25 protein-coding genes are annotated in these 25,475 nt (G+C 69.3%); 8 read left to right on the top strand and 17 right to left on the bottom strand.

Annotated features, from left to right (window positions below; translation table 11 throughout):
• Positions 1-10 precede the first annotated feature (10 nt).
• From LA521A_RS18755 to LA521A_RS18775, 5 genes are all read right to left on the bottom strand, one after another.
• A complete protein-coding gene (locus tag LA521A_RS18755) occupies positions 11-1,618 on the bottom strand; it encodes a PepSY-associated TM helix domain-containing protein (protein WP_281780339.1) in 1,608 nt (535 codons plus the stop codon).
• A 7-nt stretch (positions 1,619-1,625) separates the two neighbouring features.
• The gene (locus tag LA521A_RS18760) at positions 1,626-1,889 is read right to left on the bottom strand and encodes a hypothetical protein (protein ID WP_281780340.1); all 264 of its coding nucleotides are present in this window, start codon (positions 1,887-1,889) and stop codon (positions 1,626-1,628) included.
• Positions 1,889-2,176: a hypothetical protein gene (locus LA521A_RS18765; protein ID WP_281780341.1), complete on the bottom strand. Its 288-nt coding sequence runs from the start codon at positions 2,174-2,176 to the stop codon at positions 1,889-1,891. Before LA521A_RS18765 ends, LA521A_RS18760 begins: the two co-directional genes overlap by 1 nt.
• A gap of 8 nt (positions 2,177-2,184) precedes the next feature.
• Positions 2,185-4,326 carry a TonB-dependent siderophore receptor gene (locus tag LA521A_RS18770; protein WP_281780342.1) on the bottom strand — a complete coding sequence of 714 codons (2,142 nt, stop codon included), beginning with the start codon at positions 4,324-4,326 and terminating at the stop codon, positions 2,185-2,187.
• A gap of 239 nt (positions 4,327-4,565) precedes the next feature.
• Positions 4,566-4,775, bottom strand: a complete 210-nt coding sequence (locus LA521A_RS18775; RefSeq protein ID WP_281780343.1) for a hypothetical protein — start codon at positions 4,773-4,775, stop codon at positions 4,566-4,568.
• A 153-nt stretch (positions 4,776-4,928) separates the two neighbouring features.
• On the opposite strand from LA521A_RS18775, the gene LA521A_RS18780 reads away from it, so the two are divergent.
• The 4 genes from LA521A_RS18780 (at position 4,929) to LA521A_RS18795 (ending at position 9,088) form a co-directional block, all read left to right on the top strand.
• Positions 4,929-5,900 carry a LysR substrate-binding domain-containing protein gene (locus tag LA521A_RS18780; protein WP_281780344.1) on the top strand — a complete coding sequence of 324 codons (972 nt, stop codon included), beginning with the start codon at positions 4,929-4,931 and terminating at the stop codon, positions 5,898-5,900.
• A 76-nt stretch (positions 5,901-5,976) separates the two neighbouring features.
• Positions 5,977-6,819 carry a class I SAM-dependent methyltransferase gene (locus tag LA521A_RS18785; protein ID WP_425494613.1) on the top strand — a complete coding sequence of 281 codons (843 nt, stop codon included), beginning with the start codon at positions 5,977-5,979 and terminating at the stop codon, positions 6,817-6,819.
• A gap of 170 nt (positions 6,820-6,989) precedes the next feature.
• A complete protein-coding gene (locus tag LA521A_RS18790) occupies positions 6,990-7,523 on the top strand; it encodes a pseudouridine synthase (RefSeq protein WP_281780346.1) in 534 nt (177 codons plus the stop codon).
• 140 nt (positions 7,524-7,663) lie between these two features.
• The gene (locus LA521A_RS18795) at positions 7,664-9,088 is read left to right on the top strand and encodes a nicotinate phosphoribosyltransferase (RefSeq protein ID WP_281780347.1); all 1,425 of its coding nucleotides are present in this window, start codon (positions 7,664-7,666) and stop codon (positions 9,086-9,088) included.
• Here the strand turns inward: LA521A_RS18795 and LA521A_RS18800 are convergent.
• Together LA521A_RS18800 and LA521A_RS18805 are read right to left on the bottom strand one after the other, a co-directional pair.
• A complete protein-coding gene (locus LA521A_RS18800) occupies positions 9,085-10,074 on the bottom strand; it encodes a DMT family transporter (RefSeq protein WP_281780348.1) in 990 nt (329 codons plus the stop codon). The two genes, LA521A_RS18795 and LA521A_RS18800, sit on opposite strands and share 4 nt — an antisense overlap.
• Positions 10,071-11,024 carry an aldo/keto reductase gene (locus tag LA521A_RS18805; protein WP_281780349.1) on the bottom strand — a complete coding sequence of 318 codons (954 nt, stop codon included), beginning with the start codon at positions 11,022-11,024 and terminating at the stop codon, positions 10,071-10,073. The genes LA521A_RS18800 and LA521A_RS18805 overlap by 4 nt, the downstream gene beginning before the upstream one ends.
• A 234-nt stretch (positions 11,025-11,258) precedes the next feature.
• Between LA521A_RS18805 and LA521A_RS18810 the strand changes: the two genes are divergently transcribed.
• On the top strand, positions 11,259-12,368 hold the full coding sequence (locus tag LA521A_RS18810) for a hybrid sensor histidine kinase/response regulator (protein ID WP_281780350.1): 1,110 nt from the start codon (positions 11,259-11,261) through the stop codon (positions 12,366-12,368).
• 457 nt (positions 12,369-12,825) lie between these two features.
• Here the strand turns inward: LA521A_RS18810 and LA521A_RS18815 are convergent, their stop codons facing one another.
• On the bottom strand, positions 12,826-13,230 hold the full coding sequence (locus LA521A_RS18815) for a hypothetical protein (RefSeq protein ID WP_281780351.1): 405 nt from the start codon (positions 13,228-13,230) through the stop codon (positions 12,826-12,828).
• A 133-nt stretch (positions 13,231-13,363) separates the two neighbouring features.
• Here LA521A_RS18815 and LA521A_RS18820 point away from each other — a divergent pair, with 133 nt between their 5' ends.
• Complete coding sequence (locus tag LA521A_RS18820; RefSeq protein WP_281780352.1) at positions 13,364-14,029, top strand: Fe2+-dependent dioxygenase; 666 nt, start codon at positions 13,364-13,366, stop codon at positions 14,027-14,029.
• 246 nt (positions 14,030-14,275) lie between these two features.
• On the opposite strand, the gene LA521A_RS18825 is transcribed toward LA521A_RS18820, so the two are convergent.
• From LA521A_RS18825 to hrpB, 6 genes are all read right to left on the bottom strand, one after another.
• Entirely contained in the window at positions 14,276-15,385 is a 1,110-nt protein-coding gene (locus LA521A_RS18825) for a saccharopine dehydrogenase family protein (protein ID WP_281780353.1), read from the bottom strand.
• A gap of 10 nt (positions 15,386-15,395) precedes the next feature.
• Positions 15,396-16,292 carry an alpha/beta fold hydrolase gene (locus LA521A_RS18830; RefSeq protein WP_281780354.1) on the bottom strand — a complete coding sequence of 299 codons (897 nt, stop codon included), beginning with the start codon at positions 16,290-16,292 and terminating at the stop codon, positions 15,396-15,398.
• The gene (locus LA521A_RS18835) at positions 16,292-16,429 is read right to left on the bottom strand and encodes a hypothetical protein (RefSeq protein WP_281780355.1); all 138 of its coding nucleotides are present in this window, start codon (positions 16,427-16,429) and stop codon (positions 16,292-16,294) included. The genes LA521A_RS18830 and LA521A_RS18835 overlap by 1 nt, the downstream gene beginning before the upstream one ends.
• Positions 16,430-16,544: 115 nt before the next feature.
• Positions 16,545-17,381, bottom strand: coding sequence for a helix-turn-helix transcriptional regulator (locus LA521A_RS18840; RefSeq protein WP_281780356.1), 837 nt, complete (start codon positions 17,379-17,381; stop codon positions 16,545-16,547).
• 110 nt (positions 17,382-17,491) lie between these two features.
• Positions 17,492-18,481, bottom strand: coding sequence for a sulfotransferase (locus LA521A_RS18845; RefSeq protein ID WP_281780357.1), 990 nt, complete (start codon positions 18,479-18,481; stop codon positions 17,492-17,494).
• Between the two features lie 133 nt (positions 18,482-18,614).
• The gene (hrpB, locus tag LA521A_RS18850; RefSeq protein ID WP_281782140.1) at positions 18,615-21,104 is read right to left on the bottom strand and encodes an ATP-dependent helicase HrpB; all 2,490 of its coding nucleotides are present in this window, start codon (positions 21,102-21,104) and stop codon (positions 18,615-18,617) included.
• Positions 21,105-21,194: 90 nt separating this feature from the next.
• On the opposite strand from hrpB, the gene LA521A_RS18855 reads away from it, so the two are divergent.
• Positions 21,195-21,989 (top strand): TatD family hydrolase, encoded by a 795-nt coding sequence (locus LA521A_RS18855; protein WP_281780358.1) that lies wholly within the window; start codon positions 21,195-21,197, stop codon positions 21,987-21,989.
• A gap of 81 nt (positions 21,990-22,070) precedes the next feature.
• Positions 22,071-22,391: a winged helix-turn-helix domain-containing protein gene (locus LA521A_RS18860; RefSeq protein ID WP_281780359.1), complete on the top strand. Its 321-nt coding sequence runs from the start codon at positions 22,071-22,073 to the stop codon at positions 22,389-22,391.
• A gap of 219 nt (positions 22,392-22,610) precedes the next feature.
• Here the strand turns inward: LA521A_RS18860 and panE are convergent, their stop codons facing one another.
• Genes panE through LA521A_RS18875 form a run of 3 tightly spaced genes read right to left on the bottom strand, consistent with a single transcriptional unit; the run spans position 22,611 to position 25,362 of the window.
• Positions 22,611-23,552 carry a 2-dehydropantoate 2-reductase gene (gene panE, locus LA521A_RS18865; protein ID WP_281780360.1) on the bottom strand — a complete coding sequence of 314 codons (942 nt, stop codon included), beginning with the start codon at positions 23,550-23,552 and terminating at the stop codon, positions 22,611-22,613.
• On the bottom strand, positions 23,552-24,358 hold the full coding sequence (locus LA521A_RS18870) for an ABC transporter permease (RefSeq protein ID WP_281780361.1): 807 nt from the start codon (positions 24,356-24,358) through the stop codon (positions 23,552-23,554). The genes panE and LA521A_RS18870 overlap by 1 nt, the downstream gene beginning before the upstream one ends.
• Entirely contained in the window at positions 24,355-25,362 is a 1,008-nt protein-coding gene (locus tag LA521A_RS18875) for an ABC transporter ATP-binding protein (protein ID WP_281780362.1), read from the bottom strand. Before LA521A_RS18875 ends, LA521A_RS18870 begins: the two co-directional genes overlap by 4 nt.
• Positions 25,363-25,475: the final 113 nt, after the last annotated feature.

Genomic DNA, 25,475 nt, shown 5'->3' on the forward strand with positions numbered 1-25,475 from the left:
CCGCGCCCGGTTACGGTTGCGGCGCTTCCACGCGCGCGGCGACGGCGACGGGCGCGAGCGCCCACACGCTGTTGGCTTCGCCGCTGCGCATGCGACGCGCCGTGACGCGCGCGAGCCACGCAAAGCCGACGGCCATCGCGATGGCGCCCGTGTCGATCGCGAACAACGCCCACTGCCCGGCCGCGGCGCTGGTCCACCACCATGCGCCCGTGGCGACGCCGTGCGCGAGCGGGACCAGCATCGTCGTGACGGCCGCGGCCCACAGCAGCTCGTGCGCGGCGCGGATTGGCGGACGCAGCGCCGCCCACAGCGCGCACAACGCCCATGCCGAGAAGCAGGCGACGTTCACGCCGAATGCCAGCCCGATGCCCGACAGCGCCGGCAGCTGCAGCAGCTGCGTGGCGATGAACGCAACCGAGATCGCCACGCACACGCCGATGCACACGCCGACGGTGGCGCGCGCCATCCACAGCTGCGCGCGGCCCTGCTCGGCCTGGCGGCGCTTGCGGCGCGCCTCGATCCACAACAGGTTGCCGGAATAGAACAGGAATGCGCCGCCGAGCCCCAGCAGGAAGTACAGCCACTGCACCCACGCATTGCCGTATTCGCCGAAGTGCAGCGCGTACGCCGACGACAGCGTCGCGTGGTTCGCATCGCGCTGGCCGGGCAACTGCGTGGCGAGCACGTCGCCCGTGTTGGCATTCATCGCCACCGAGCCGGCGGGGCCGAGCGTCCCCGACGATTCGCCGGTGACTTCCACCGTCGCATTGGCGTCGCCTGCATTGGCGAGCTTGAGGTACGCGGGCTCGAAATCATCGAGGCCCTGCTCGCGTGCGGCGGCGATGCTGCGTTCGTGCCACATCGCGAGCGAACCGATCTGCTCTTCGCGTCCCGCCGGCGCGACGACCGGCGCGGTGTCCATCGCCGGGCCGAGCGCGGCCATCAGCTGGTTGCGATAGACCAGCGGATTGAGCGCGAGCATCACGATCATCACCAGGCACAGCATCGCGCCGGTGACGGCGAACATGATGTGCATCGGCAGGCTGAGCACGCCGATGACGTTGTGCGCGTCCTGCCACATGCGCTTGAGGTTGCGGCCCGGGCGCAGCGCGAAGAGGTCTTCGACCAGCTTCGGCAAGTGGATGACGACGCCGGAAATCAGCGCGAGCCCATACAGCATGCTGACGATGCCCATCAGGTACGTGCCGGCGACGGGAATGCCAAGCGAGTAATGCAGCGCGTTCACCAGTTCCGACAGCGCGCCGCCCGGCATCTCGTCGACGCCTTCGGGATGCTCGGTCGTCGCGTAATGCCACGTGCCGCCGGCGTCGGGCCAGTACGTGGCGGTGATCGGGTATTCCTCGCCGGGAAACACCATGCCGACGTGCTTGCGCGCATCGGGATGGCGCGCGAGCGTTTCGTCGAGCAGGCGCTGCGCTTCGGCGAGCGTCTGCGACGTGGCGTGGATGCCGTGCGGCGACTGCCACGCCTGCAGGTCGTGGTGGAAGACGGTGATCGCGCCGGCATAGAACGCGACGAACAGCGCGAAACCTGCGACAAGGCCGACCCACGTGTGCAGCGTGGTGAAGGTGCGCAGCGTATTCGAGGAGATCTTCATGCCGGCCTCACTCGATCCAGCGCAGCGACTGCAACATCCACAGCGCGCCCAGCGAAACGACCGCCAGCGCGCCCAGCCACGCCCACGCGCGCCTGCCGCTGGCGAACTGGAAACTCGCGCCCATCACCGCGATCCACACGATGAAGAACGCGATGACGCCGGCGACGATCGTGCTTTGCCACGGGCCCGGCAGCGCCCACGTGACCAGTCCGACCAGGCCCGCCGAGAAGAAGAAACCCGGCACGATGCCGGCGAACGCGCGCGTCCACATCAGCGGGTTCCTCCGTCGGCATCGGGCGACGTGCGCCACGCGAGGTACGGACACGCCATCAGCCCGAGCATCCACGTTCCCAGCATCGCGCAGAGCCCCGCGCCGACGCCGAGTTCCGCGATCCACACCCACAACGCGCCCAGCGCGAGCAGCACGCCGACGAGGTTGCCGCGCGCGGCATGGCGCCGCCACGATGGCCAGCGGCAATGCGGCGATGCGGCGTACAGCGACGCCGCCGAGATCAGCGACAGCGCGATGGCGGTGACGGTGGCGGCGATCGGGTTCACGCGTCAGCTCACCACTGGTAGCGCGCGGTCGCGGTGACGGTGCGCGGGTAGCCGTAGTAGCACCACGTCGCGCTGTTGCAGGTCGCGACGTAGTCCTTGTCGCCGACGTTCTGCGCGTTGAGCTGCAGGCGCCACGCGCCGATGTCGTAATGCACCGACGCATCGAACAGCGTGTACGACGGTGTCTGCCACAGGTTGTAGGCATCGCCGTAATGCTCGCCCGTGTAGCGCACGCCGGCGCCGAACCCCAGACCGGAGAGCGCGCCGCCGGTGATCGTGTAATCGGCGCCGAGCGAGGCGACGTTCTTCGGCTGCAGCGGGATCTCGCGGCCCAGCGACAGCGGATCGGTCGACTTGGTCACTTCCGAATCGGTGTAGGTGTACGCGCCGTAGACGCTCAGGCCGTTGCCGATGTTCCAGCGGCCTTCGAGTTCGACGCCACGCACCTTCGTCTCGCCCTGCTGGATCTGGTACAGCGTGTGGTTCGGATCGACCACCAGCGTGTTTTCCTGCACCAGCTCGTACGCGGCGAGCGTGGCGAGGACGCGGTTGCTCGCCGGCTGGTACTTGATGCCGATCTCCGTCTGCTCGCCAGTGGTCGGCACGAACGCGGTTCCGGAGAAGTCGGTGCCGACGGTGGGCTGGAACGACTGCGACCAGCCGATGTACGGCGCGAAGCCGTTGTCGAACAGGTAGTTCACGCCGACGCGGCCGGAGAACTTGTCGTCGCTCTGGTGCGACGGCGCGCCGCCGATGACTTCATGCGTGTCGGTGCCGACCCAGTCCTGGCGCGCGCCGAGCGTCACCACCCAGCGGTCGATCTTCATCTGGTCCTGCGCGTAGAGGCCGAACTGCTCCTGCGTCTGGCGCGTGCGCGTGGCGAATTCGGGCTCGACGATCGGCGAGCCGTACACCGGCGCGAACAGGTCCAGCGTCGGCGCACCGAACACGAACGCCGAGGCGTAATCGTTGCGCGCGCGGCGGAAATCCAGGCCGGTGAGCAGCGTGTGCTCGATCGCGCCGGTGGCGAAGTCGAACTGCAGCTGGTTGTCGACGCCGAAGGTCTTGCTCTCTTCCTCGGTGTTCCACAGGTAGCGCACCAGCGTGCGGTAGTCGACGGGCTGGAACGTCACCGGATCGGTCAGCCATCCGAACGCGCCGACCGACGTGCTCGGGTCGATCTTGGTGACGCCGTAGCGCAGGTTCTGGCGGAACGTCGCGCCGCCGCCGAAGTCGTGGAGGTATTCCCAGCCCAGCGACGTCATCGTCTTGTCGTAGTCGTTGAAGCCCGGCTCGCCGGTGAAACGGTTGCGCGCGATGCGGCCGTTCGGGTTCGGCAGCAGCGTGCCTTCCGCAGGCAGGAAGCCGGCCCCGGCGACGGTGTCGTTCTTCTGCCAGCGCGCGAGCAGCGTCAGCGAGTTCGCCTCGTCCGGCTTCCACGTCAGCGCGGGCGCGACGAAATAGCGGTCGTCGTGGACGAAGTCGACTTCGTCGTCGCTCTGGCGGCCCAGCGCGGTGAGGCGGTACGTCCACACGCCGTCGTCGGTGAGCTTGCCGCCGAAATCACCGGCGAGCTGGAACAGGTCGTGCGTGCCGACCTGCAGTTCGACCTCGCGCAGCGTGGCGTCGGTCGGACGCTTGCTCACGTAATTGACCATGCCGCCGGGCGGCATCGCGCCGTAGGCGACCGACGCCGGCCCCTTGAGCACTTCCACGCGTTCCAGGCCGTACGGCTCGATGCGCGTGATCGACGTGCCGCTGCCTTCGGCGAGCGCGAGCCCGTCTAGGTAGCGCGCCGGCGTGAAGCCGCGCAGCAGCAGCCAGTCCGACCGCGGATCGCCGCCGTAGCCGCCGCCCTGCGCGCCGGCGGTGAACCACATGGCTTCCTCGATGCCGTGGATAGCGCGGTCCTTCATCTGCTGGTCGGTGACGACCGAGATCGACTGCGGGATCTCGCGGATCGGCGTGTCGGTCTTGGTCGCGGTGCCGGCGGTGCGGGCGATGGGCGCGCGCACTTCGACCGAATCCAGGTCGGTGGCGCTGGCGCCCTGCTGGGCGAACGCCGGCGCGGCGGCGCCGGTCAGGAGGACGGCGACGAGCGCGCGGCGGATCGAGACCGGCAGCGGCCGGGCGGAGCGGTGGAAGCGCATCGGGAACCTTGGCTGGCGCTGGCGGCGGATCGCCGGCTCTCGCCGCCCCGGTCGCCAACAAATGAGAATCGTTCGCGATTGTAGGGGCTACACCCCGGGACGAACAATCGCGCCGGATCCCAGAGGGCGCGTGGGCGCATTTGCGCCAGACAAGGAAAAAGCGCCGCGGTGGGGGCGCGGCGCTTGGGGGAATCCGACTAGTGGCGGCCGGCTGGCCTGGTTCGATCGGAGCAGCGCGATCAGCCGCAGCCGCACGCCGCGATGTCGGCGTCGAACGACGGCGCGGCGTCCTGCGCGCGGTTCGTCCGGGCGTGGCCCAGCGGGGCGAAGAAGCGGGCCGAGGCGACAGCGTTGCCGTAGCTGCCGGCGTAACGGTCGTCGGCGTCGTCGAAGGCGTGCGGATCGGCCTGCTGGATCTGCGGGAAGAAGAGGTTGGTGAAGGCGTTCATGGCGATGCTCCCGGTGTGCGTCGGCCTGCGTGGCGTGGACAACTTCCTTGAGTGCGTTGCAAGATACGCCCGCGCCGAAGCCCGAAAAAGCGACGGTTCTGCAAGCCAGGCTTGAATCCGCTTCAAGATGCGCCGTAACCGGGAGGAGGTCGAATGAGCCGTCCGCCGTTGCAGGCCCTGATGGGTTTCATCGCCGCCGCGCGCGCCGGGAATCTCACCCGCGCCGCCGAGTCGATGCACCTCACCGTCAGCGCGCTGAGCCACCAGATCCGCACCATCGAGGAACGCCTCGACCGTCGCCTGTTCGTGCGCGGCGCGCGTGGCGTGAAACTCACCGAACACGGGCAGGCGCTGTACGACCGCATCGCGCCGCACCTGGAAGCGATCGAACTGGCGCTCGCGCCGCGCCGCGTGCGCCGCGACGACGCACTCGCCGTGACGCTGATGCCCTCCTTCGCGTCGAGCTGGCTGGTGCCGCGCCTGCCGCGTTTCCTCGCCGCGCATCCGCAGCTGGAAATCAGCCTGCAGTCGAACGTCGATCCGATCGATTTCTCGCGCGAAACCGCCATCGACGCCGGCATCCGTTTCGGCCCCGGCAAGTGGCCGGGCGTGGAAGCGGTGCACCTGTTCGACGACTGGATGACACCGACCGCGAGCCCGGCGCTGATCGAACGCCTCGGCCGGCCGACCCTTGCGAACCTCAACCAGTTTCCGCTGCTCGGCGCGCCGGGCGGCCGCTGGAGCGAGTGGTTCGCGCGGTTCGGCGGATCGCCGCCGGCGCGCTTCGTGGCGATCTTCGACGACTCCGAAAACCTGCACCGCGCCGCGGCCGAAGGGTTGGGCATCGTGCTCGGACGCGTGACGCTCGCCCGTCCGCTGGTCGAAGCCGGGCATCTGGTGGAACTGTTCGACGAACGCCTGAAGACCGAGTTCGCGCATTACCTGGTGTACCCGTCGCGTTCGCGCGACCACCGCGGGCTGGCGCGTTTCCGCGACTGGCTGCTGGAGGAAGCGGCGACCTACGCGGCCAGCGACGCGATGACGCCACGCGCCTCCCGCCCGCGCAAACCCGCCGCGAAGGCGGCGAAATCCCCGTCCAGACCGCGGCCCCGTGCCGTTCGTTGATGGCCGCGGTCACGGGCTTGGCGTTAGTCTGGCCGCCCGTTCACCCGGCCCCGTCCTGGAGACCTGCATGAAACGCCTGCTGCTTGCCGCACTCGTCCCCGCGCTGCTCGTCGTCAATGCCGATGCCCTGGCGCAAGCCAAGCCCAAGCCCGCGCCGAAGGCCGCCACGACGGCCGCCGTCGATCCCGCGCTGAAGGCCGCGGTCGCCGCGTCCACGCGCGATCCCAAGAACGTGCTGCGCGACCCGTACCGCCATCCGGCCGAAACGCTGGCGTTCTTCGGCGTGAAGCCGGGCCAGACGGTGGTGGAGATCACGCCCGGCGGCGGCTGGTACACCGAGATCCTCGCGCCGTACCTGAAGGACGGCGGCCAGTACGTCGCGGCCATGTACGACCCGGCGATCCCGAACCAGCCGCAGTACCGTTACCGCCAGAGCGAGGCGATGGCCAAGCGCCTTGCCGACGCCGCCGTGTACGGCAAGGCGAAGGTGCAGAACTTCGACCCGAAGGCGCCGAACTTCGGTCCGGCGGGTTCGGCCGATGTCGTGCTGACCTTCCGCAACGCGCACAACTGGGTCGACGACGGCACGGCCGACGCGTACTTCAAGGCGTTCTTCGACGTCCTCAAGCCGGGCGGCACGCTGGGCGTGGTGGACCATCGCGCCAAGCCGGGCACCGACCTGGAGAAGATGAAGACCTCCGGTTACCTCACCGAGGCGCTGGTGATCGAGCTGGCGCAGAAGGCCGGCTTCAAGCTGGACGCGAAGAGCGAGATCAACGCCAACGCGAAGGACACCGCCGACCATCCCAAGGGCGTGTGGACCCTGCCGCCGACCAACCAGCACGAGGCCACGGACGACGCCAAGTACAAGGCCATCGGCGAGAGCGACCGGATGACGCTGCGGTTCGTGAAGCCGTAACGCGCTGCGCCGCGTGCCCGTCATCCCGGCGAAGGCCGGGATCCAGGCCCGCCGCGGCGCCGTTGTCCGTATTCCGTCCACCTGATGAAAAGCTGGCACGACGAGCGCCAGCCGCACCACTCCGCCGCCCCTCACCCCAACCCCTCTCCCGCTGGGAGAGGGGCTTCAAGATGCTCATCGCCCTCAACAAACCCTACGGCGTGCTGTGCCAGTTCACCGATCGCAGCACGCCGCCGCGACGCACGTTGGCGGACTTCGGCCTGCCGCCCGACGTGTACGCGGCCGGGCGGCTGGACCACGACAGCGAGGGCCTGCTGCTGCTCACCGACGACGGCGCGCTCGCGCACCGGCTGACCGATCCACGACACAAGGAACCCAAGACGTACTGGGTGCAGGTGGAAGGCGAGCCGTCGGACGAACAGCTCGACGCGCTGCGTCGCGGCGTCGTGCTCAACGACGGCCCCACGCGCCCGGCGAAGGCCCAGCGGCTCGACACGCCGCCGTTGTGGCCGCGCGATCCGCCGGTGCGCTTCCGCAAGACCGTGCCCGACGCGTGGCTCGAAATCGCGATCAGCGAAGGCCGCAACCGCCAGGTGCGACGGATGACGGCCGCGGTCGGCCTGCCGACGTTGCGCCTCGTGCGCGTGGCGATCGGGCCGCATCGCCTCGACGGCCTCGCGCCCGGGGAATGGCGCCGGCTGTAGCGGCGATGCGCCGCCGTGACGCGACGGCGCGCACGATGCGGAACACGTCGGCGTTCCTGCGCGATCGCGACGTTTGAGCGGCATCAAGCAGCGCGCGCCCGCAGGCGTCAGCATCGCCGCACCGGCCCGACGGACACGCCATGGAATTCCTCGACAACCTCCTGCTCAACACCGACAGCTACAAGGTCAGCCACTGGCTGCAGTACCCGCCGGACACGGACGCGACGTTCTTCTACGTCGAATCGCGCGGCGGACTGTACGACCGCACGGTGTTCTTCGGGCTGCAGTCGATCCTCAAGCAATATCTGTCGCGCCGCGTGACGCACGAGGACATCGCGCAGGCGCGCGAGCTGTTCGCCGCGCACGGCGAGCCGTTCAACGAAGCCGGCTGGCGCGACATCGTCGAGCGCCTCGGCGGCCGCCTGCCGCTGCGCATCCGCGCGGTGCCGGAAGGTTCCGTCGTGCCCGTGCACCAGGCGCTGGTGACGATCGAATCGACCGATCCGCGCGCGTTCTGGGTGCCGTCGTATTTTGAAACGCTGCTGCTGCGGCTGTGGTACCCGGTGACGGTCGCCACGACCAGCTGGCATGCGAAGCAGACGATCCGCCCGTTCCTTGAACGAACGAGCGACGACCCCGAAGGCCAGTTGCCGTTCAAGCTGCACGACTTCGGCGCGCGCGGCGTGTCGAGCACGGAGTCCGCGGCGATCGGCGGCTTGTCGCACCTGGTGAACTTCATGGGCACCGACACCGTGTCCGGCCTGCTCGCCGCGCGCGCCTGGTACCACGAGCCGATGGCGGCGTTCTCCATCCCCGCCGCCGAGCACAGCACGATCACCGCGTGGGGCCGCGAACGCGAGGTCGACGCGTATCGCAACATGCTGCGGCAGTTCGCCCGACCCGGCGCGATCGTCGCCGTCGTGTCGGACAGCTACGACATCTTCCGCGCGGTGTCCGAGCACTGGGGCCGCACGTTGCGCGAGGAGGTGATCGCGTCGGGCGCGACGGTGGTGATCCGGCCCGACTCGGGCGATCCGGTCGACGTCGTGCACGAATGCCTTCGCCGGCTCGACGAGGCATTCGGTCATGTCATGAACGGCAAGGGGTTCCGCGTGCTCAACCACGTGCGCGTGATCCAGGGCGACGGCATCAATCCCGACAGCATCCGCGCGATCCTCGAGCGCGCGGCCGGCGCCGGGTATTCCGCGGAGAACCTCACCTTCGGCATGGGCGGCGCGCTGCTGCAGCGGCTGGATCGCGACACGCAGAAGTTCGCGCTCAAGTGCTCCGCCGCGCGCGTGGACGGGCGCTGGATCGAGGTCTACAAGGAGCCGGTGACCGATCCGGGCAAGACAAGCAAGCGCGGGCGGATGACGCTGGCGCGGCACGTCGACACGGGCGAGTACCGCACGGTCGCGCTGCCGGACGGCGCGGTGTCGCTGGATGCATCGGGCGCGCCGGCGGGTTTTGCGGACGCGCTCGAGACCGTGTGGGAGAACGGCGAACTGACACGCGACTGGACGCTCGCGCAGGTGCGCGAACGCGCGAACGCCGCGCGGCGCTAGCGCGCTTCGGTCTTCGCGGCGTCGCCGTCGTCCGGGGCGTTGTGCGCGGTTTCGGCAACGGGAACGGAGTTCGCGCCCGGGCGCGTCAGCAGCAGCACGCCGCCGAGCACCACCGCGGTGCCGACCAGCTGCACGAGGGTGATCGGTTCGCCCAGCAGCCACGCGCCGAGGAACACCAGCGACACCGGGCCGAGCACCGACATCTGCGCCGCCGTGCCCGCGCCGAGCCGCGCCACCGCCCCCATCGTGAAGGTGACCGGCAGGAAGGTGCAGAAGAACGCGTTGAGCGCGGCCAGCCCGTACACCGGTGCGGGGAGTTCCAGCAGGTGCGAGGGGTCGCGTGCGATCAGGTAATGCGTGAGCGTCGCCGCGGTCGAGATCGTCATCGCGTACGCCACCAGCCGCAGCGACCCGATGCGTTTGATCAGCTGCCCGGACATCGACAGGTACAGCGCGTAGCTCAGCGCCGCCAGCAGCACCAGCGCGCTGCCGAGCAGGATGTGCTCGCCCTGCACGCGCAGGTTCTCGACGAACACCAGCGACACGCCGGCGTAGCTCACCGCCAGCGCGACCCACTCGCGTCGGGCGACGCGGCGCTTGAACGCGAACACGCCGATCAGCAGCACGAAGGTCGGGTTGAGGAACAGGATCAGCCGTTCCAGCGACACCGGCACGTATTCCAGGCCCCAGAAATCCAGCAGGCTCGACAGGTAGTAACCGAGCACGCCGAGGATGACGATGAGCCCGAAGTCTCGCCGGCTCATCGGCGCGCGGTCGACGCGGCGCGATTCGCGGATGCCCAGCGCGACGAACAACGGCAGCGACAGCAACATGCGCAACGCGAGCACGTCGAGCGAATCCACGCCGTAGCGGTACTGGAACTTCGCCAGGATCGCCTTGGCCGAGAACAGGATCGCGCCGGTGGCGGCCATCGCCAGGCCGATGCGGCGGGCGGCCTGCGGATGCGTTGAGGCGGCCGTGCTCATTCGGCGCTGGCGCCGGCGAGCTGCGCCAGGTGCGCGGGCGTGAGCGACAGCCGCGCCGCGGCGAGCAGTTCACGCAGCTGCTCGACCGAGGTGGCGCTGGCGATCGGCGCGGCAATCGTCGGCTGCGCCATCAGCCACGCCAGCGCGACCTGCGCCGGGGTGGCGTGCAGCTCGGCCGCCACATCGTCCAGCGCCTGCACGATCCGCAACCCGCGCGGGTTGAGGTACTTGCCGATGGCGCCGGCGCGCGCCGCGCTCTGGCCGACATCGGCGTCGCTGCGGTACTTGCCGGTGAGGAAGCCGCTGGCCAGCGCGTAGTACGGGATCACCGCGACCTCGCGCTCGCGGGCGAGCGGCTGCAGTCCGGCCTCGAAGCCGGCGCGGGCGTAGAGGTTGTACTCGGGCCGGAGCGTCTCGTAGCGCGGCAGGCCATGGCGTTCGGCCACGTCCAGCGCTTCGCCCAGGCGCTGCGCGGAGTAGTTCGAGGCGCCGATCGCCCGCACCTTGCCCTGTTCGATCAGCCGCGCGAAGGCGCCCAGCGTGTCGGCCAGCGGCGTCGCCGTGTCGTCCTCGTGCGCCTGGTACAGGTCGATGACGTCGGTCTGCAGGCGGCGCAGCGAGCCTTCGACGGCCGCCTGGATCGTTGCCGGGGACAGGCCGCGGTGGCGTTCCCACTTCCCCAGCTTGGTCGCCAAGGTCACGCGGGCGCGCTTGCCGCTGCGCTGGAACCAGCGTCCCAGCAGGGTTTCGGACTCGCCGCCCTGGTTGCCGGGAACCCAGTACGAGTACGAATCGGCGGTGTCGACCAGGTCGAAGCCGGCGTCGACGAAAGCATCCAACAGGGTGAAGGTCGTGGCCTCGTCGGCGCTCCACCCGAAGACGTTGCCGCCCAGGGCGAACGGGGCGACGCGCAAGCCGGAGCGGCCAAGGGGGCGAAGGGTCGGCTGCATGGGGGAGTGCCGCGACGAGTAGGGGGTCACATGATGCGGTGCGTTCTAGCCAGCGGGGCATCCCGAGCTGAAGCCCGGCGTTGCGGATCTTGGCCCCTTTGCGGGATCGGTGCCGCGCCGGTCCGCCATCCGGGGAACGACATGTCCGCAATCGCCCGCCTTTCTGATACCGTTTGTCTCAATGAAACCGCGGCGCGAAGGGGGTCGACGCTGCCCCGGGGACAGGGACGCAGCATGGTCGTAGCCGCTGGCAATTCGGGCCGAATCCTGGTCGTCGACGACCAGAACGTGAACCTGCGCGTGGTCGGCACGTTGCTGGCCCGCCAGGGCTATGAAGTCGTGTCCGCCAGTTCCGGCGAGGAAGCGCTGCAGCGGTACGTCGAAAGTCCGCCGGACCTGATCCTGCTCGACATGATGATGCCCGGCATGGACGGCTTCGACGTCATCGCCGCGCTGCACGAACTCGGCCCGTTGCAGGTGCCCGTCGTGTTCGTGACGGCCGCGCACGATCGCGACCTGCTGCTGCGCGCCTTCGACGCCGGCGTGGTCGATTACGTCACCAAGCCGTTCCTGCCCGAGGAACTGCTCGCGCGCGTCAACGCGCACGTCGGGCTGAAGCTCACGCGCGATCGCCTGGAACGCGTGGCGCGCGAACGCGAGGAACTGGTCAACCTGGTCGCGCACGACCTGAAGAACCCGCTGAGCAGCGTGGTCTTCGCCGCCGAACTGCTGCGCAGCGGCCTGTGCAAGACCGAGCGCATCCCGCGCTACCTGGAGATGATCCACGAGAGCGCGGACGACGCGCTGGGTTACATCCACCACTACCTGGAAAGCCAGTCCGACAAGCGCGCCGACGAAGACGCCGGCAGCGGTCGCGCGGACCTGGTCGAAATCCTCAGCTGGCTGCACAAGCGGTACGAGATGCAGCTGGAAGCGCGCGGCATCCGCGCCGAACTGCGCCTGCCGCAGACGCCGGCGCAGGTGAACATCCATCCGCGCGTGCTGCGCCAGGTGGCGGAAAACCTCGTCACCAACGCGATGAAGTACGCACCCGACTCCGAGCTGCTGCTCACCGCGCGCCCCGGCGCGCCGGGCTACTGGCAGCTGGTCGTCGCCGATCGCGGGCCGGGCATTCCGCCCGAGCGCGAAAAGGAACTGTTCAAGCCGTTCGTCCGCCTGCACGACGATCCGCGTTACGACGGATTGTCGAGCGGCCTGGGCCTGTCGCTGGCCAAGCGCATCGTCGCGCGCGCCGGCGGACAGCTGTGGCACGAAGCCCGCCGCAACGGCGGCGCACGCTTCATCATCGAACTGCCGGAAGCGACGACGCCTGTTGTGGCGTGAAGAGGTAAGTCTGTTGTGGCGTGATGGGTACGCCTGGTGCGGCGTGATGGGGTAACACCGGGGCCGTTCGTCGCCGATGCGTGCGAGCGCTGGATTCGTCGAGCCGCGTGCAGTAGCGCGGACGGTTCGCCCATTGCGCCGAGGCGTGATTGCCGGATTGATTCTGAGCGTCGGCGCGACGGGCAGCCGGGTCGCAAGTGCTGCCGAATCGGCCTGTTCTTGCTCGTCATTCCCGCGAAGGCGGGAATCCAGGGACGTTCCACGCTTAGCTGATGTCCTTCAAACCGACATCGCTCTCAGCGTTGGCGTGAGGCGACCCCGGGAGGACGCGCGCTCCTCTCACGTGAGCGTCATCCCGACCGAGGCAGCGCGTAGCCGCCTGAGTCCACGCCCCACCCAGCCCTCTCCATCCGGAAGAGGGCCGGCTTACATCGCTTGCGATCGATCGCTACCGCGGTCAATGCTCCACGCGCGTCTGCTGGCGGGAGCCGCCGCGACGCTGTGCCGGCGCACGACGGCCCGAACCACGGCGTGCTTCGACGCGGCGCGACGAGCCTTCGATCGCGTGCTCGTCCTGTTCGTTTTCGACGCGGTTGGCGCGACGCTTCGCGGCGTACCAGAGCAGGCCGGCGCCGGCGACGGCCGCGGCGATCAGCACCGGATTGCGGCGCACGAAGCCACCGGCCACGCGCGCGCCGCCCTTGAGTGCGCCGAGCTTCACGCCCGTCTCCAGCCACTGGCTGGCGCTATGGGTCATGGAGGGCACCGAATGGCGCAGGCTTTCGCCGGCGTTGCGGAGGTTGTCGCCGACCAGCGAGGCCAGGTCGAGCGCGCGTTCGGGGATCGAAGTCAGCTTCGTCATGGTGAAAACCCGTTGCGGGAACGGCGTCCAGTGTCGGAAAGCCCTCGTTGAAACAGCGTGAGCGGGAGGCGTGGTTGCCGGCCCCCGGCTGAATGCCGATGATGGCCGCCACCACCGCCGAGCACGCATCGCCATGATCCGGATCCTGCCCAACGTGCTCTCCGCCGCTGAATTGCAGGCGGTGCGGGAGCTGCTGCCGCAGGTGCGATTCGCGGATGGGCGGATGACCAACCCCGATTCGACGATCAAGCAAAACCTGCAGGCGCCGCAGGAGGATCCGGCAAACCAGCGCATCGCGCTGATCGCGCGCGACGCGCTGATGCGCACAGGCGAGCTTCGCGTATTCGCCCAGCCGCGCACGATGGCGCGCACCACGGTCGTGCGCTACGAGCCCGGCATGAACTACGGATGGCACGTCGACGAAGCGCTCTTCCCCTCGACGCCACCGATCCGCAGCGACCTGTCGTGCACGGTGTTCCTCAACGATCCTGCCGAATACGACGGCGGCGAACTCACCATCCAGCTCGGCGCGCAGGAGCTGTCGTACAAGCTCGAACCCGGCAGCGCGATCCTCTACCCGTCCACGACGATCCATCGCGTGACGCCGGTGACGCGCGGCGTGCGCATCGCGGCGATCACTTGGCTGCAGAGCTGGGTCGCCGACAGCAACCGCCGCGAACTGCTGGTGCAGCTGGAAGAAGCGCGCGCGCTGGCGGCGAGCGGCGGAGATCGCCAGCGCTTGCAGGTACTGCTGGAATCGCTGCGGACGAATCTGTTCCGGATGTGGGCGGATACGTAAGGGCTCCCGGGTGAGCGGGCTTTTCGGCCCGCCGGTGCTTGGTCGCGGTTATTCATGAGGCATACGTGGCTGAATCGCCTCATGGTGTCCTTCGCCCTGCGCAAGGGCGAATACGAACCCGTCCATGCCGGCGACGCGCGCGAAGCGCAGGCCGCCATCGTTTTTGTAGCCCGGGTAAGCGGAGCGCACCCGGGGCTTCGGTGAGGTGGACCCCGGGTGCGCTTCGCTTACCCGGGCTACAAGAGCCTATCGACGCTCTCGCTGCATCCGTTTGTGCCGGCCGCTCCACGGCGCCTCGGCCGCCTCTTCGATAGTCGGCGATTCGACGCCGTCCAACGTCAGGTCGAAGTGCTCCTGCGCCAACGTGCGCAGGAACTGCGCTGCGTCGAACACCTCGCCCGCGGCCCATGCGCCGGGATGCCGGACTTCGCCGGCGAGCACGCGGTCCAGCGCCTCCACGATCAACGGCGCCGTCACCGCGTAGATGTCGCGACCTTGCGCGACCGCCCGCCGTGTAAGGCCGTCACGTTGTACGCGCACGTCGAGCACGAACTGCTGCGACGAACGCCCGCGATCATCGGCCGCCACCGGCTGCGGCGTGGACGGATCGCGCAGGTCGCGCAACGGCGCGAGGTTCATGTACGAATGCACCTTCGACGAGCGCAGATGGCGCGCGATGGAGACGATCTCCGACAGCGTCAGCATCACGGTGTCCTGCGGGCCCAGCGGCGCCGGGAACTCCCATTCGCGCGTCGGAACGGGATCCGGCAACGGCCGAAGTTCGCCGCCTTCGACGATCCAGCGCACGGCGCGGTTACGCTCGCCGGTGATGCGCGTGCCGCGCGTGGGGTGCCAGCCGTCCAGGCCGACGGCGATATCGATCGCATCCGCCCGCTCCCAGTCGCCCATCGCGGCCGTTGCGAGCAGGTCCGCGAACGCGCCGTAGAACGCCACCGACGGAATCGCGACGATGCCCGCCGCCTTCGCGCGCGCGTCCTGCTCGAACACGTGCACCGCCGCGCCCTGCTCGGCGCTGGTGTCGAAGTAATGCGCGCCGTTGCGCAGGGCCGCGTCGAGCAGCGGCTGCGCCGTGTCGAGGAACGGCCCGGCGGCGTTGATCACCGCAGCGGCGCCACGACACGCCTTGTCCAGCGCGTCGGCGTCGTCGATGGAGGCGACATGGCACGTCAGGCCCGGAAACTCGCGCGCCATCTCCGCCAGCCGAACCACATCGCGGCCGCACAGCACGGGCGTGCGGCCGCGACGCAGCAGTTCGGCGACGATGAAGCGGCCGGTGTGTCCGGTCGCGCCGTACACGAGAACGGGCGCGTCCGTGGTGAAGTTGCGCAGTGCCATCGCGTTGTCCCTATGCCGTTGCGTTGTCGCGTGCGCGGGGCGCCGCGTCGAGGGTTGCGGCGAAGTGCGCGCGCAGTTCTCGGTTGAAGTCCGCCGCACGTTCCTCGGGAAAGAAGATGCGCGCACCCTCGAACTCCACGCGCCGCGTCGTGCCCGGGATCGTCTTTTGCAGCCAGTGCGACCACTCGACCGGGAAGTACACGTCGTCGGTGCCCCATGCGATCAGCGTCGGTGCCTGGAGCCGGCGCAGTCCATCCTCGATGGCAAGCGTGTGCTGGCAGTCGAACGCGTTGACGAAGGCCTCCAGCTGCGCGAGCCGCCGCGGCGAAGTGGCGAACGGCTGCAGGTAGGCATCGATGGTCGCGTCGGACACGTCCTGCGGTCGTTCGTACGCCGGCGCCAACGCATCGCGGTACACCGACTTGTCGCCGACCATCGCGTTGATGGTGCCCGGCAGACCGCCTGCGGCGACCATCGCCACGAAGGGCGCGAACGCCTCCGGCGGCCAGTTGTCATGCGCATCGCAGTTGGTCAGCGCGAGGCTGCGCAGACGCTGCGGATACAGCGCGGCGAAGATCTGGCAGATGCCGCCACCGCTGTCGTTACTCACCAGGTCCACCTGGTCGATGCCCAGCGCATCGAGGAACTGCGCGAGCATGTGCGCGTTGGCGGTGACCGACACATCCTGTCCGTCGGCGGCATCGGTGTGGCCGTGCGCGAGCAGGTCCACGGCGATGCACCGGCGCACGTCGGACAGGGCGTCCAGCTGATGCCGCCACAGGTAGCCGTTGAGCAGCACGCCGTGCACGAACAGGGCGACCGGCCCGTTGCCGCGCTCGACGTAGCCGATGCTGCCGGACGGCATGCGCACCGTCCGGCGCGTGGCGAAGAAGGTGGCGGCGTCCATCACGCGGCCTGCCCGGCTTCGCGCAGCTTCTGGGCGCATTCCTCGCAGCACACTTCGACGGTGCGCCCGCCGATGGTCACCGCGACGCGGTTTTCGTCCAGCGGGTAATCGCAGACGGCACAGGTGTTCTCGCTCATGACACGCTCCGGTGGATGCCCGGCCATTCCGGGCACGTCCATTGGACCCGGGCGGCCGGGGCGCCGCTGTCGGAATCTTTAGCGATCGCGTGTCGGGCGAAGCGCCTTGCGCGTGTCAGGCGCTCTTGACCAGCGTGGCGGCGCGGAACGCCGTCGGCGTGCGGCCATAGGCCTGCTTGAACGCCGCGCTGAAGTGGCTGTGGCTGGAGAAGCCCAGATCGAGCGCCAGCGCCGACATGTCCTCGCACTGCGCGAGCCGGTCCAGCGCGCGCGCCAGCCGCAGCCGCAGGTGATAGCGGTGCAGCGGGATGCCCTCGACCTGCGCGAAGGCCTGCGTCAGGTACACCGGCGAGCCGCCGATGTGTTCGGCGATCTCGGCGAGTTTCCACTGCCGGCCCAGGTCGCTGGCGAGCAGCACCTTCACGCGGTCCACGAGGCGCCGCCGCGCATGCGTTGCCGTGGTTTCGTGCGCGGTACGCGGGCCGAGGCTGCGCGAGATCAGCGTCACCGCCAGCACCTCGGCTTCGAGCGGTTCGATGCCGCCTTGGCGCAGGCTGTGGCGCAGCATCGCCACCAGCGCCTGCGCGCGCGGGTCGATGCGCAGCGATTGCAGGCGATACGTCGGATCGTCGTGGCGTTCGAGCAGCTCGCGCGGCGAGAGTTCGCGCAACAGTCCCGGCGATATCGCCAGCACCAGGCTCGCATCGCCGCCATCCACCGGATGGCTCACCTGGTAGCCCTGCCCTGCATTGAAGAACAGCACGTGGTTCGCATCGGCGACCGACTGGTCCTGCCCGACGTGGCGCGCATACAGGCCGCGGTACGGGAACACCAGGTGCGTGTTGGCGGCGCATTCCTCCGCGCTGCGGTGCCGGCAGGTGCCGGCGCAGAACACGTCGCGCACCTTGACGGTGCCGGTGTCGAGCAGCGTATGAACGGAGAAATCCGACATGGGGCGAAGCTTAGCGCAGGCGGATTTCGGCGACGCGGGCGGGCCACACGTGGTGCGTTTGCTTCGGCGAGGACCCCCGGGTGCGCTTCGCTTACCCGGGCTACAAAGGCTCAGGTCACGGCGAGTGCCGCGATCCAGCCTTCCGCGTCCTCGATGTCCGCGCCGTGGGTCTGCATCGACAAAGCGAGGTCGTGCGCGCGATCGTCGCGTCCGTAGCCGTGCGACTGCGCCTTCGAGTAGCGGCCCCATGCGGGCGATGCGACGGCCTCGTCCACGCGCGAGGTGTCGAGGCCGAAATGGGCTGCGACGCGATGCAGTTCGCGCGCCGGATCATCGAGCAGCGCTTCGAAATCCAGGCGCAGCACGCGATCCCCGTACCGGCCTTTGGCGAGTGCATCGAAGCGCATCTGTTCGGCGAGCCAGCCCAGCGCGCATTGGCGATGCAGCGGGATCTGATGCAGCGACAGGTGCGTGCCGATGCCGTGACCATGCAGGTAACGCAGGCGTTCGCCGGCGGCGCTGGCGGCATCGAAGACGGAGCTCGGCGACTTGAGCAGCGTCGCGAGATACGGGCGCAGCGGCATGTCCATCAGCACCACGCGCAGGTGCGGCTGTTGCGCCATGAGCGGCGCGATGAGGCCGTTGCAGCTGCTGGTGGCCTTCACGATGCTGCGCGCATGCGGCGCAAGTGCCTGCGACCAGCGCGACCACAGCGCACGCAGCGCGTCGTCGGCCTGATAGGGCGAAAGGCGCGAGGTGGGCTCGTCCAGCGTCGGCCATGCATCGGCCAGCGTGCGCAGCGGCAACGGTTCGCGCAGGCCCTGCACGTCGGGCCAGGTGTCGAGCAGGCGGCTGAGCAGCGTGGAGCCGCAATGGCCGATGTGGAAGATGGCGTGCGCGGGCGCCGTGGTGTCGGCCGTGCGCGACAGCAGGGTTTCCAGCGGCGCCCAGCCGCCTTCGGCGTTCTTCGGAATCGCGCGGTCGTCGAGGAAGGCCGCTTCGCGTCGCTGGGTTTCGTCCAGCCGAAGCCACAGCACACGCTGGCCGATCGGGTCGAGCTTGAACGGCAGGAAGGCGGCGTTGTCGAGGGCGACGGTCATGGGGGGAGTGTAGCGAGCCACTGGCGCTCGCTCTTGTAGCCCGGGTAAGGCGCAGCCGCACCCGGGAGTTCGGCCGGCGCCCCGGGTGCGCTGCGCTTACCCAGGCTAAAACCGCAGGGCCTTCCCCGGGCAGCTACGTCCCGCGCGGCTTCGCCCGATGCGTCGCCGTCGCGCTCCACGGGTCGTCCGGCCACGGGTGTTTCGGGTAGCGGCCCTTCATTTCCTTCTTCACTTCCGGGTACGTGCGGTCCCAGAAGCCCTTCAGATCCTGGGTGATCTGCAGCGGCTTGCCTCCCGGCGACAGCAGGTGAAGCGTCAGCGGCACGCGGCCGTCGGCGATGCGCGGCGTGTCGGCGAGGCCGAACAGTTCCTGCAGTTTCACCGCCAGCACCGGCGCGACGGGCGCGCCGGCTTCGTCGTCGTAGGCGTATTCGATGCCGCGCTCCATGCCCGACGGCACCTGGATGCGCGTGGGCGCAAGCGCATCGATCTTCTGACGCATCGCCCACTGCGTCGTCGATTTGAGCGCCTCGCCGAAGGCCTGCTCGTCCAGCGCATCCAGGCGCGTCTTTCCCGCGAGCGCAGGCTTCAACCAGTCGTCGAGCGACTCCAGCAATGCGGCGTCCGACAGATCGGGCAGTCCCTCCAGCTCCGGCATCCACGCACGCAGGCAGCGCACCCGCGCACGCCATTGCTGCTGCGCGGGTGTCCACGGCAGCGCGCGCAGGCCGAGCTGGCGCACCGCATCGACCAGCGCGTCGGCGTAACGCGCGGGATCGGGTTTGGCGAGCGGTTTGCTCTCGATGACGATGCGGTCGAAGCGTGTTTCGCGAACGGCCGCGATCCCGCGCGTGTTCGCGTCCCACACCACGCGATCCTCGGTGACGAAACGCTGCGGGAAGTCCTCGCGCAGGCGCGCCTCGTCCAGCGGCGCGGCGCGCAGGACGCGCGCGTCGCGGGCTTCGTCGCGAAGCTCGCTCACCACGATCCAGCGCTCGCCGTAGAGCGTGGAATCGTCGTACAGTTTCACGCTCCGGCCGTTCGCGAGCTGGTAGCGATAGGGATCGCCGGAGTGCTGCCGCGCGATGCGATCCGGAAAGGCATGCAGCAGGACATCGCCCAGCTGGTGCGCGGGCGCGTCGGTGGGCGGTACGAGGTCCAGTCGCAGTCGGCGTCGCCATTGCTTCGCGGCCTGGTCGAGCGCCGCGAGCGACGAACGCGACGCATCCGCCGCGCCGCGTCCTGCGCGGAACGCGGCGAGCGCCTGCCAGCGTTCGGCCACCGAATCGCTGCGCGATCGCAACGGATCGCGTGCTTCGATCAGCGCGGCGAGATCGCACGCCAGCGCCTGTTCGCGTGGATCGCGCGGCGCGAGCAGCATCGCGGCAAGGCGCGGGTGCGTGCCCAACGCGAGCATGCGTCGGCCGAGCGGCGTGATCGAGCCGCCGTCGAGCGCGCCCAGGCGGTGCAGCAATTCGCGCGCCGCAGCGAGCGCGCCGGAAGGCGGCGCATCGACGAAGCGCAGGTCGGCGTCGCCCCATGCGGCGAGTTCGAGCGCCAGTCCCGCCAGTTCCACCTGCGCCAGCTCGGGGCGACGCTGCGGCTCCAGGCGCTGAGATTCGGGCCACAGGCGATACGCCCAGCCTTCGGCGACACGGCCTGCGCGACCGGCGCGCTGGTCGGCCGAGGCCTGCGCGATGTTCACCACGTCCAGCCGCGCGAAGCCGCTGTTGGGGTCGTAGCGCGGCTCGCGCGCGAGGCCGGAGTCGATCACCACCCGCACGCCGGGCAACGTCACGCTGGATTCGGCGACGTTGGTGGCGAGCACGACGCGCCGGCGGCCGTCGGGATCGGGCTGCAGCACGCGCGTCTGCGCCTCCATCGGGAGCTCTCCGTGCAACGTGAGCACGTCGGCGGCCTGCGAAGGCGCCAGCAGCGATTCCACGCGCGAGATTTCGCGCTGCCCGGGCAGGAAGACCAGCACGTCGCCCGGATGCTGCGCGAGCGCGTGCTCCACCGCGCGGCGCGTCTGGTGCTCGGGCGCTTCGTCGCGACGCGACGCGAAATGCGTGATCGACACCGGATAGCTGCGGCCCGCGCTGCTCAGGCGCGGCGCGTCGAGGAAAGTCGCGAGCCGTTCGCCGTCGAGCGTGGCCGACATCACGACGATGCGCAGGTCCTCGCGCAGCCCGGCCTGCACGTCCAGCGCCAGCGCCAGGCCGAGGTCGGCGGAGAGATGGCGCTCGTGGAATTCGTCGAACAGCAGCGCGCCGACGCTTTCCAGCATCGGATCGTCCTGCAGCATGCGCGTGAGGATGCCTTCGGTGACGACCTCGATGCGCGTGGACGCGGACACGCGGTTTTCGAACCGGATGCGGTAACCGATCGTGCCGCCCACGTCCTCGCCGCGCTGGCGCGCCATGAAGTGCGCCGCGGCGCGCGCGGCCACGCGGCGCGGTTCGAGCATCACGATCTTCCGTCCCGCCAGCCATGGCGCGTCCAGCAGCGCCGGCGGCACCTGCGTGGTCTTGCCCGCGCCGGGCGGCGCTTCGAGGACCAGGCGCGGGTGTTCGGCGAGGCTGGCGCGGATCTGCGGCAGCAGGGGGTCGATGGGGAACGGCATGGGAATCGGGAAGGAGAACGGGGAATCGTCGGCCCGCGACGTCGTGGGCATTATGCTTTTCCCATCCTCTGTTCCCCATTGCCCATTCCCGTGCAGTTGATCGACATCGGCGCCAACCTCACCCACGACTCCTTCGACCACGACCGCGACGCCGTGCTCGCACGCGCCCGCGACGCCGGCGTGGCGCAGATGGTGATCACCGGCGCCAGCCGCGAGCATTCGCCACTGGCGCTGAAGCTGGCGAAGCAGCACCCGGGCGAGCTGTTCGCCACCGCGGGCGTGCATCCACACCACGCGAGCGAGTACACCGCCGAGTGCGATGCGCAGATGCGCGAGCTGCACACGCACGGCGAAGTGGTCGCGGTCGGCGAATGCGGGCTCGACTATTTCCGCGATTTCTCGCCGCGCCCGGCGCAGCGGCGTGCGTTCGAGATGCAGCTGCAGATTGCCGCCGAAACCGGCAAGCCGCTGTTCCTGCACCAGCGAGACGCGCATGCGGATTTCATGTCGGTGATGCGCAATTTCGACGGGCGCCTCGGCCCGGCCGTGGTGCACTGCTTCACCGGCACGCGCGAGGAGATGTTCGATTACCTCGACCGCGACTGGCATATCGGCATCACCGGCTGGCTGTGCGATGAGCGCCGCGGCCAGCACCTGCGCGAGCTGGTGCGCCACATTCCGGCGAACCGGTTGATGATCGAGACCGATGCGCCCTACCTGCTGCCGCGCACGATCAAGCCGGCGCCGTCGCATCGCCGCAACGAGCCGATGTTCCTGGCGCACATCGTCGAGGAGCTGGCGCGCGATCGCGGCGAGGACGTGGCGACCACCGCGGCGGCCACGACGGCGACGGCGCGGGCCTTCTTCCGCCTGCCTGGGCGTTGATGCGGCGGGCGACCTGTGGCGCGGGGCCGACGCGGCGCTCGCGTACCGTATGGGGTAACGGGTGATGCTCCCATTGCGCCGATGACCTGCCCGGATCCGCCCCTGCTGGCGTTCGACGACATCACGCTCGACCTGAACGGGCGTCGCCTGCTGCGGGCGGGCGAGGAGCAGCCACTGGACCCGCGCGCCTTCGCCGTGCTCTGCCTGCTGGCGCGTTCGCCCGGGCAGGTGTTCTCGCCGGAGGAAATCCTCGACGAGGTCTGGGGTCACCACGACGTACCGCCCGGCGCCGTGGGGCAGATCGTTTCCGTGCTCCGGCAGGCGCTCGGCGACGACGCGCGCGCGCCGCGCTATCTGCACGCGCTGCCGGGGTATGGGTACCGGTTCGATCGGCCGGGGTAAGCCGCTGCAGTTGCGGAGGTTCGCGAGCAGAGTGGTTTTTCTACGGTGCGGCCAGGGTACGTAGCCCCACGCGACGAAGGTGGCTTTTGTAGCCCGGGTAAGGCGCAGCCGCACCCGGGGCTTCCGCTCCAGTGACGCTGTCCCGGGTGCGCTTCGCTTACCCGGGCTACAACGGCCAAGGACGTTTCGCTCACCCCGGCTACAAGAACGCCTTGTGGATCAGGTCGCCGTGCGGCCGGCTTCGTACGCCTGCAGATGCACCCACGCTGCCGCCAGCGCGGCGGCTTCCATCCCGGCGGCCCGCGCCCGCAGGAACATGTCGCCGACGATCTGCATCGCCTCGACCGCCTGTCCGGCTTCCAGATCGCGCAGCATCGACGCCTTAAGCGGCGAACCCGGCGCGGTGAGCGTGCCCAGCGCCGTCTGCTGCGCCTGCGCGTCGATCGGCTCACCTTGGGCCTGCGCGACGGCGAGGCACTCGGCATACAGCGCGCGGACGAACGCGTCGCCGCCCTGCGCCGCGACGATCCGCCCGACCGGTGCGCGCATCAGGCACGTCGCGGCGGCGAGCGTGGCGAGGAAGGTGAATTTGGTCCACTGCTCGCGCGCGATGCGCAGCGAACGCACGTGGTCGATGCTCGCCTGCGCGCATAGCGCCGCGAATTCCGCGGTGCGGCGGCTGTCGATCGGCTCGACGCGTTCGCCGAACGTGATCGACGCCGGCTGGCCGAGATGGCGCACCTCGCCGTCGGCGCCCTTCATCGCACTGATGAAGCACAGTCCGCCGACCACGCGCCGCGCGCCGAAGCGTTCGTCCAGCGGCGCGTAATGGCGCAGGCCATTGAGGATCGGCAGCACCCACGTGTTCTCGCCGACCGCGGGCGCGATGGCGTCCATCGAGCTGTCGAGGTCGTAGGCCTTGCAGCTCAGCAGCACCATGTCGAACGGGTTCGCCTGCGCGAGCGCGGGCAAGGCGTCCGCCGTGACGTGCGCCACCGGGAAATCGGCATCGCCGAGCGGACTGCGGATCTGCAGGCCGCGCGCTTCGAGCTGCGCCGCACGCGCGGGACGCACGAGGAAGGTCACGTCCGCGCCCGATTGCGCGAGGCGCCCGCCGAAGTAACCGCCGGTGCCGCCGGCGCCGAGCACGAGGATGCGCATCAGCTGCGTAGTCCGACGCCGCGCTTGAGCAGCCACAGGCCCAGGCTCGCCAGTGCGACGACGAAGCCCAGCATCAGCGCGTACGCCACCCACACCGGCACGTCGGACACGCCGAGCAGCCCGTAGCGGAACGCGTTGACCATGTAGAAGATCGGGTTCGCATGCGTCATCGCCTCTGCCCACGGCGGCAGCAGCTTCACCGAGTAGAACACGCCGCCCAGGTACGTCAGCGGCGTGAGGATGAAGGTCGGCACGATCGCGATGTCGTCGAATTTCTTCGCGTACACCGCGTTGACGAAGCCGGCCAGCGAGAAGATCGTCGCGCCCAGGATCACGGTGGTGAGCGTGATCAACGGGTGCGGCATGCGCACCTTGGTGAACAGCATCGCGATGACGAGCACGATCGCGCCCACCATCAGCCCGCGCAGCACGGCGCCGGCGACGTAACCGGTGAGGATCACCCAGCTCGGCATCGGGCTGACCAGCAGTTCCTCGACGTGGCGGCCGAACTTCGCGCCGAAGAACGACGACGAGATGTTGCCGTAGCTGTTCTGGATCACGCTCATCATCACCAGGCCCGGCACGATGAAATCCATGTACTTGATGCCGTCCATCATGCCCACGCGCGAGCCGATCAGGCCGCCGAAGATCAGGAAGTACAGCGTCATGGTGATCGCCGGCGGCACCAGCGTCTGGCCCCAGATGCGCAGGATGCGGTTCACTTCGCGGCGCACGATGGTGCCGAGCGCGACGAAGTTGCGCTGCGTGGGGGACAGTTCGAGGTTGGTCTGCGTCATGTCGTTCATGCCACCTGCTCCGGCGGCGTCTGCGCCGTGCCGTCCTGTGCGTTCTCGCCGGTGAGGCGGACGAAGAGTTCTTCCAGCCGGTTCGATTTCGTGCGCATCGAACGCACGCGGATGCCGGCATCGCCCAACGCGGCGAACACGCGGTTGAGGTCCATCGCGCGCGGCATCTCGATGTCGAGCGTGTGGTCGTCGCTCGCGGTGAGCGTGGTGCCTTCGATCGCCGGCAGCTGCGCCGGCAACGTGCCGTCGATGTCGAGCAGGAAGCCTTCCACGTCGAGCTTGGCGAGCAGCGCCTTCATCGGGCCCTGTTCGACGATGCGGCCGCGATCGATGATCGCGAGGTTGCGGCACAGGCTCTCGGCTTCTTCCAGGTAATGCGTGGTGAGGATGATCGTCGTGCCAGCGGCGTTGATTTCCTTCAGCGTCTTCCACATGCCACGGCGGATCTCGATGTCCACGCCGGCGGTGGGTTCGTCGAGGATGAGCAGTCTGGGCTGCGTCATCATCGCGCGGGCGATCATCAACCGGCGCTTCATGCCGCCGGAGAGCGTGCGGCTCATCACCGTCGCCTTCTCCCACAGGTGCGCGCGCTTGAGTTCCACTTCGGCGCGCTTCAACGCCTCCTCGCGCGGCACGCCGTAGAAGCCGGCGTAGTTGACGAGGATGTCGACGGGCTTCTCGAACATGTTGAAGTTCAGTTCCTGCGGCACCAGGCCGATCAGCCGCATCGCGGCGTCGCGGTGGCGCTGCAGGTCGACGCCGAAGATCGACACGGAACCTTCGCTGAGGTTCACCAGCGAGCTGACGATGCCGATCAGCGTGCTCTTGCCGGCGCCGTTGGGGCCCAGCAGCGCAAAGAAGTCGCCGGGCGCGACGTCGAGCGAGACGCCCTTGAGCGCCTGCACCTTGTTGTCGTAGGTCTTGCGCAGCTCGCGCACGGACAGGGCGGGAGCGGCGTGTGCCGCCTGCGGGGAAGCGGACGGGAATGCGTTTGCCGGGGTCATCGGTGAAGGCCTGCGCCGCGGCCTCGCGGCGATAGACGGTAGTATAGGCGCCCGCGTGTGGGCGCTCCGGCCACACACTGTTGCATCACGATCGCCGTTTCACGACCGGTACC

This window comes from Lysobacter auxotrophicus (assembly GCF_027924565.1).
Lineage (GTDB): Bacteria > Pseudomonadota > Gammaproteobacteria > Xanthomonadales > Xanthomonadaceae > Lysobacter_J > Lysobacter_J auxotrophicus.

Excerpts from the sequence above, each read along its gene's own strand:
- LA521A_RS18755 (WP_281780339.1), bottom strand. The coding sequence starts at position 1,618 with ATGAAGATCTCCTCGAATACGCTGCGCACCTTCACCACGCTGCACACG.
- LA521A_RS18795 (WP_281780347.1), top strand. The coding sequence starts at position 7,664 with ATGGAATTCCTCGACAACCTCCTGCTCAACACCGACAGCTACAAGGTC.
- LA521A_RS18760 (WP_281780340.1), bottom strand. The coding sequence starts at position 1,889 with ATGTGGACGCGCGCGTTCGCCGGCATCGTGCCGGGTTTCTTCTTCTCG.
- LA521A_RS18805 (WP_281780349.1), bottom strand. The coding sequence starts at position 11,024 with ATGCAGCCGACCCTTCGCCCCCTTGGCCGCTCCGGCTTGCGCGTCGCC.
- LA521A_RS18835 (WP_281780355.1), bottom strand. The coding sequence starts at position 16,429 with ATGAGCGAGAACACCTGTGCCGTCTGCGATTACCCGCTGGACGAAAAC.
- hrpB (WP_281782140.1), bottom strand. The coding sequence starts at position 21,104 with ATGCCGTTCCCCATCGACCCCCTGCTGCCGCAGATCCGCGCCAGCCTC.
- LA521A_RS18815 (WP_281780351.1), bottom strand. The coding sequence starts at position 13,230 with ATGACGAAGCTGACTTCGATCCCCGAACGCGCGCTCGACCTGGCCTCG.
- LA521A_RS18790 (WP_281780346.1), top strand. The coding sequence starts at position 6,990 with ATGCTCATCGCCCTCAACAAACCCTACGGCGTGCTGTGCCAGTTCACC.
- LA521A_RS18845 (WP_281780357.1), bottom strand. The coding sequence starts at position 18,481 with ATGACCGTCGCCCTCGACAACGCCGCCTTCCTGCCGTTCAAGCTCGAC.
- LA521A_RS18810 (WP_281780350.1), top strand. The coding sequence starts at position 11,259 with ATGGTCGTAGCCGCTGGCAATTCGGGCCGAATCCTGGTCGTCGACGAC.
- LA521A_RS18830 (WP_281780354.1), bottom strand. The coding sequence starts at position 16,292 with ATGGACGCCGCCACCTTCTTCGCCACGCGCCGGACGGTGCGCATGCCG.
- LA521A_RS18860 (WP_281780359.1), top strand. The coding sequence starts at position 22,071 with ATGACCTGCCCGGATCCGCCCCTGCTGGCGTTCGACGACATCACGCTC.
- LA521A_RS18870 (WP_281780361.1), bottom strand. The coding sequence starts at position 24,358 with ATGAACGACATGACGCAGACCAACCTCGAACTGTCCCCCACGCAGCGC.
- LA521A_RS18840 (WP_281780356.1), bottom strand. The coding sequence starts at position 17,381 with ATGTCGGATTTCTCCGTTCATACGCTGCTCGACACCGGCACCGTCAAG.
- LA521A_RS18770 (WP_281780342.1), bottom strand. The coding sequence starts at position 4,326 with ATGCGCTTCCACCGCTCCGCCCGGCCGCTGCCGGTCTCGATCCGCCGC.
- LA521A_RS18825 (WP_281780353.1), bottom strand. The coding sequence starts at position 15,385 with ATGGCACTGCGCAACTTCACCACGGACGCGCCCGTTCTCGTGTACGGC.
- LA521A_RS18775 (WP_281780343.1), bottom strand. The coding sequence starts at position 4,775 with ATGAACGCCTTCACCAACCTCTTCTTCCCGCAGATCCAGCAGGCCGAT.
- LA521A_RS18780 (WP_281780344.1), top strand. The coding sequence starts at position 4,929 with ATGAGCCGTCCGCCGTTGCAGGCCCTGATGGGTTTCATCGCCGCCGCG.
- LA521A_RS18875 (WP_281780362.1), bottom strand. The coding sequence starts at position 25,362 with ATGACCCCGGCAAACGCATTCCCGTCCGCTTCCCCGCAGGCGGCACAC.
- LA521A_RS18800 (WP_281780348.1), bottom strand. The coding sequence starts at position 10,074 with ATGAGCACGGCCGCCTCAACGCATCCGCAGGCCGCCCGCCGCATCGGC.
- LA521A_RS18820 (WP_281780352.1), top strand. The coding sequence starts at position 13,364 with ATGATCCGGATCCTGCCCAACGTGCTCTCCGCCGCTGAATTGCAGGCG.
- panE (WP_281780360.1), bottom strand. The coding sequence starts at position 23,552 with ATGCGCATCCTCGTGCTCGGCGCCGGCGGCACCGGCGGTTACTTCGGC.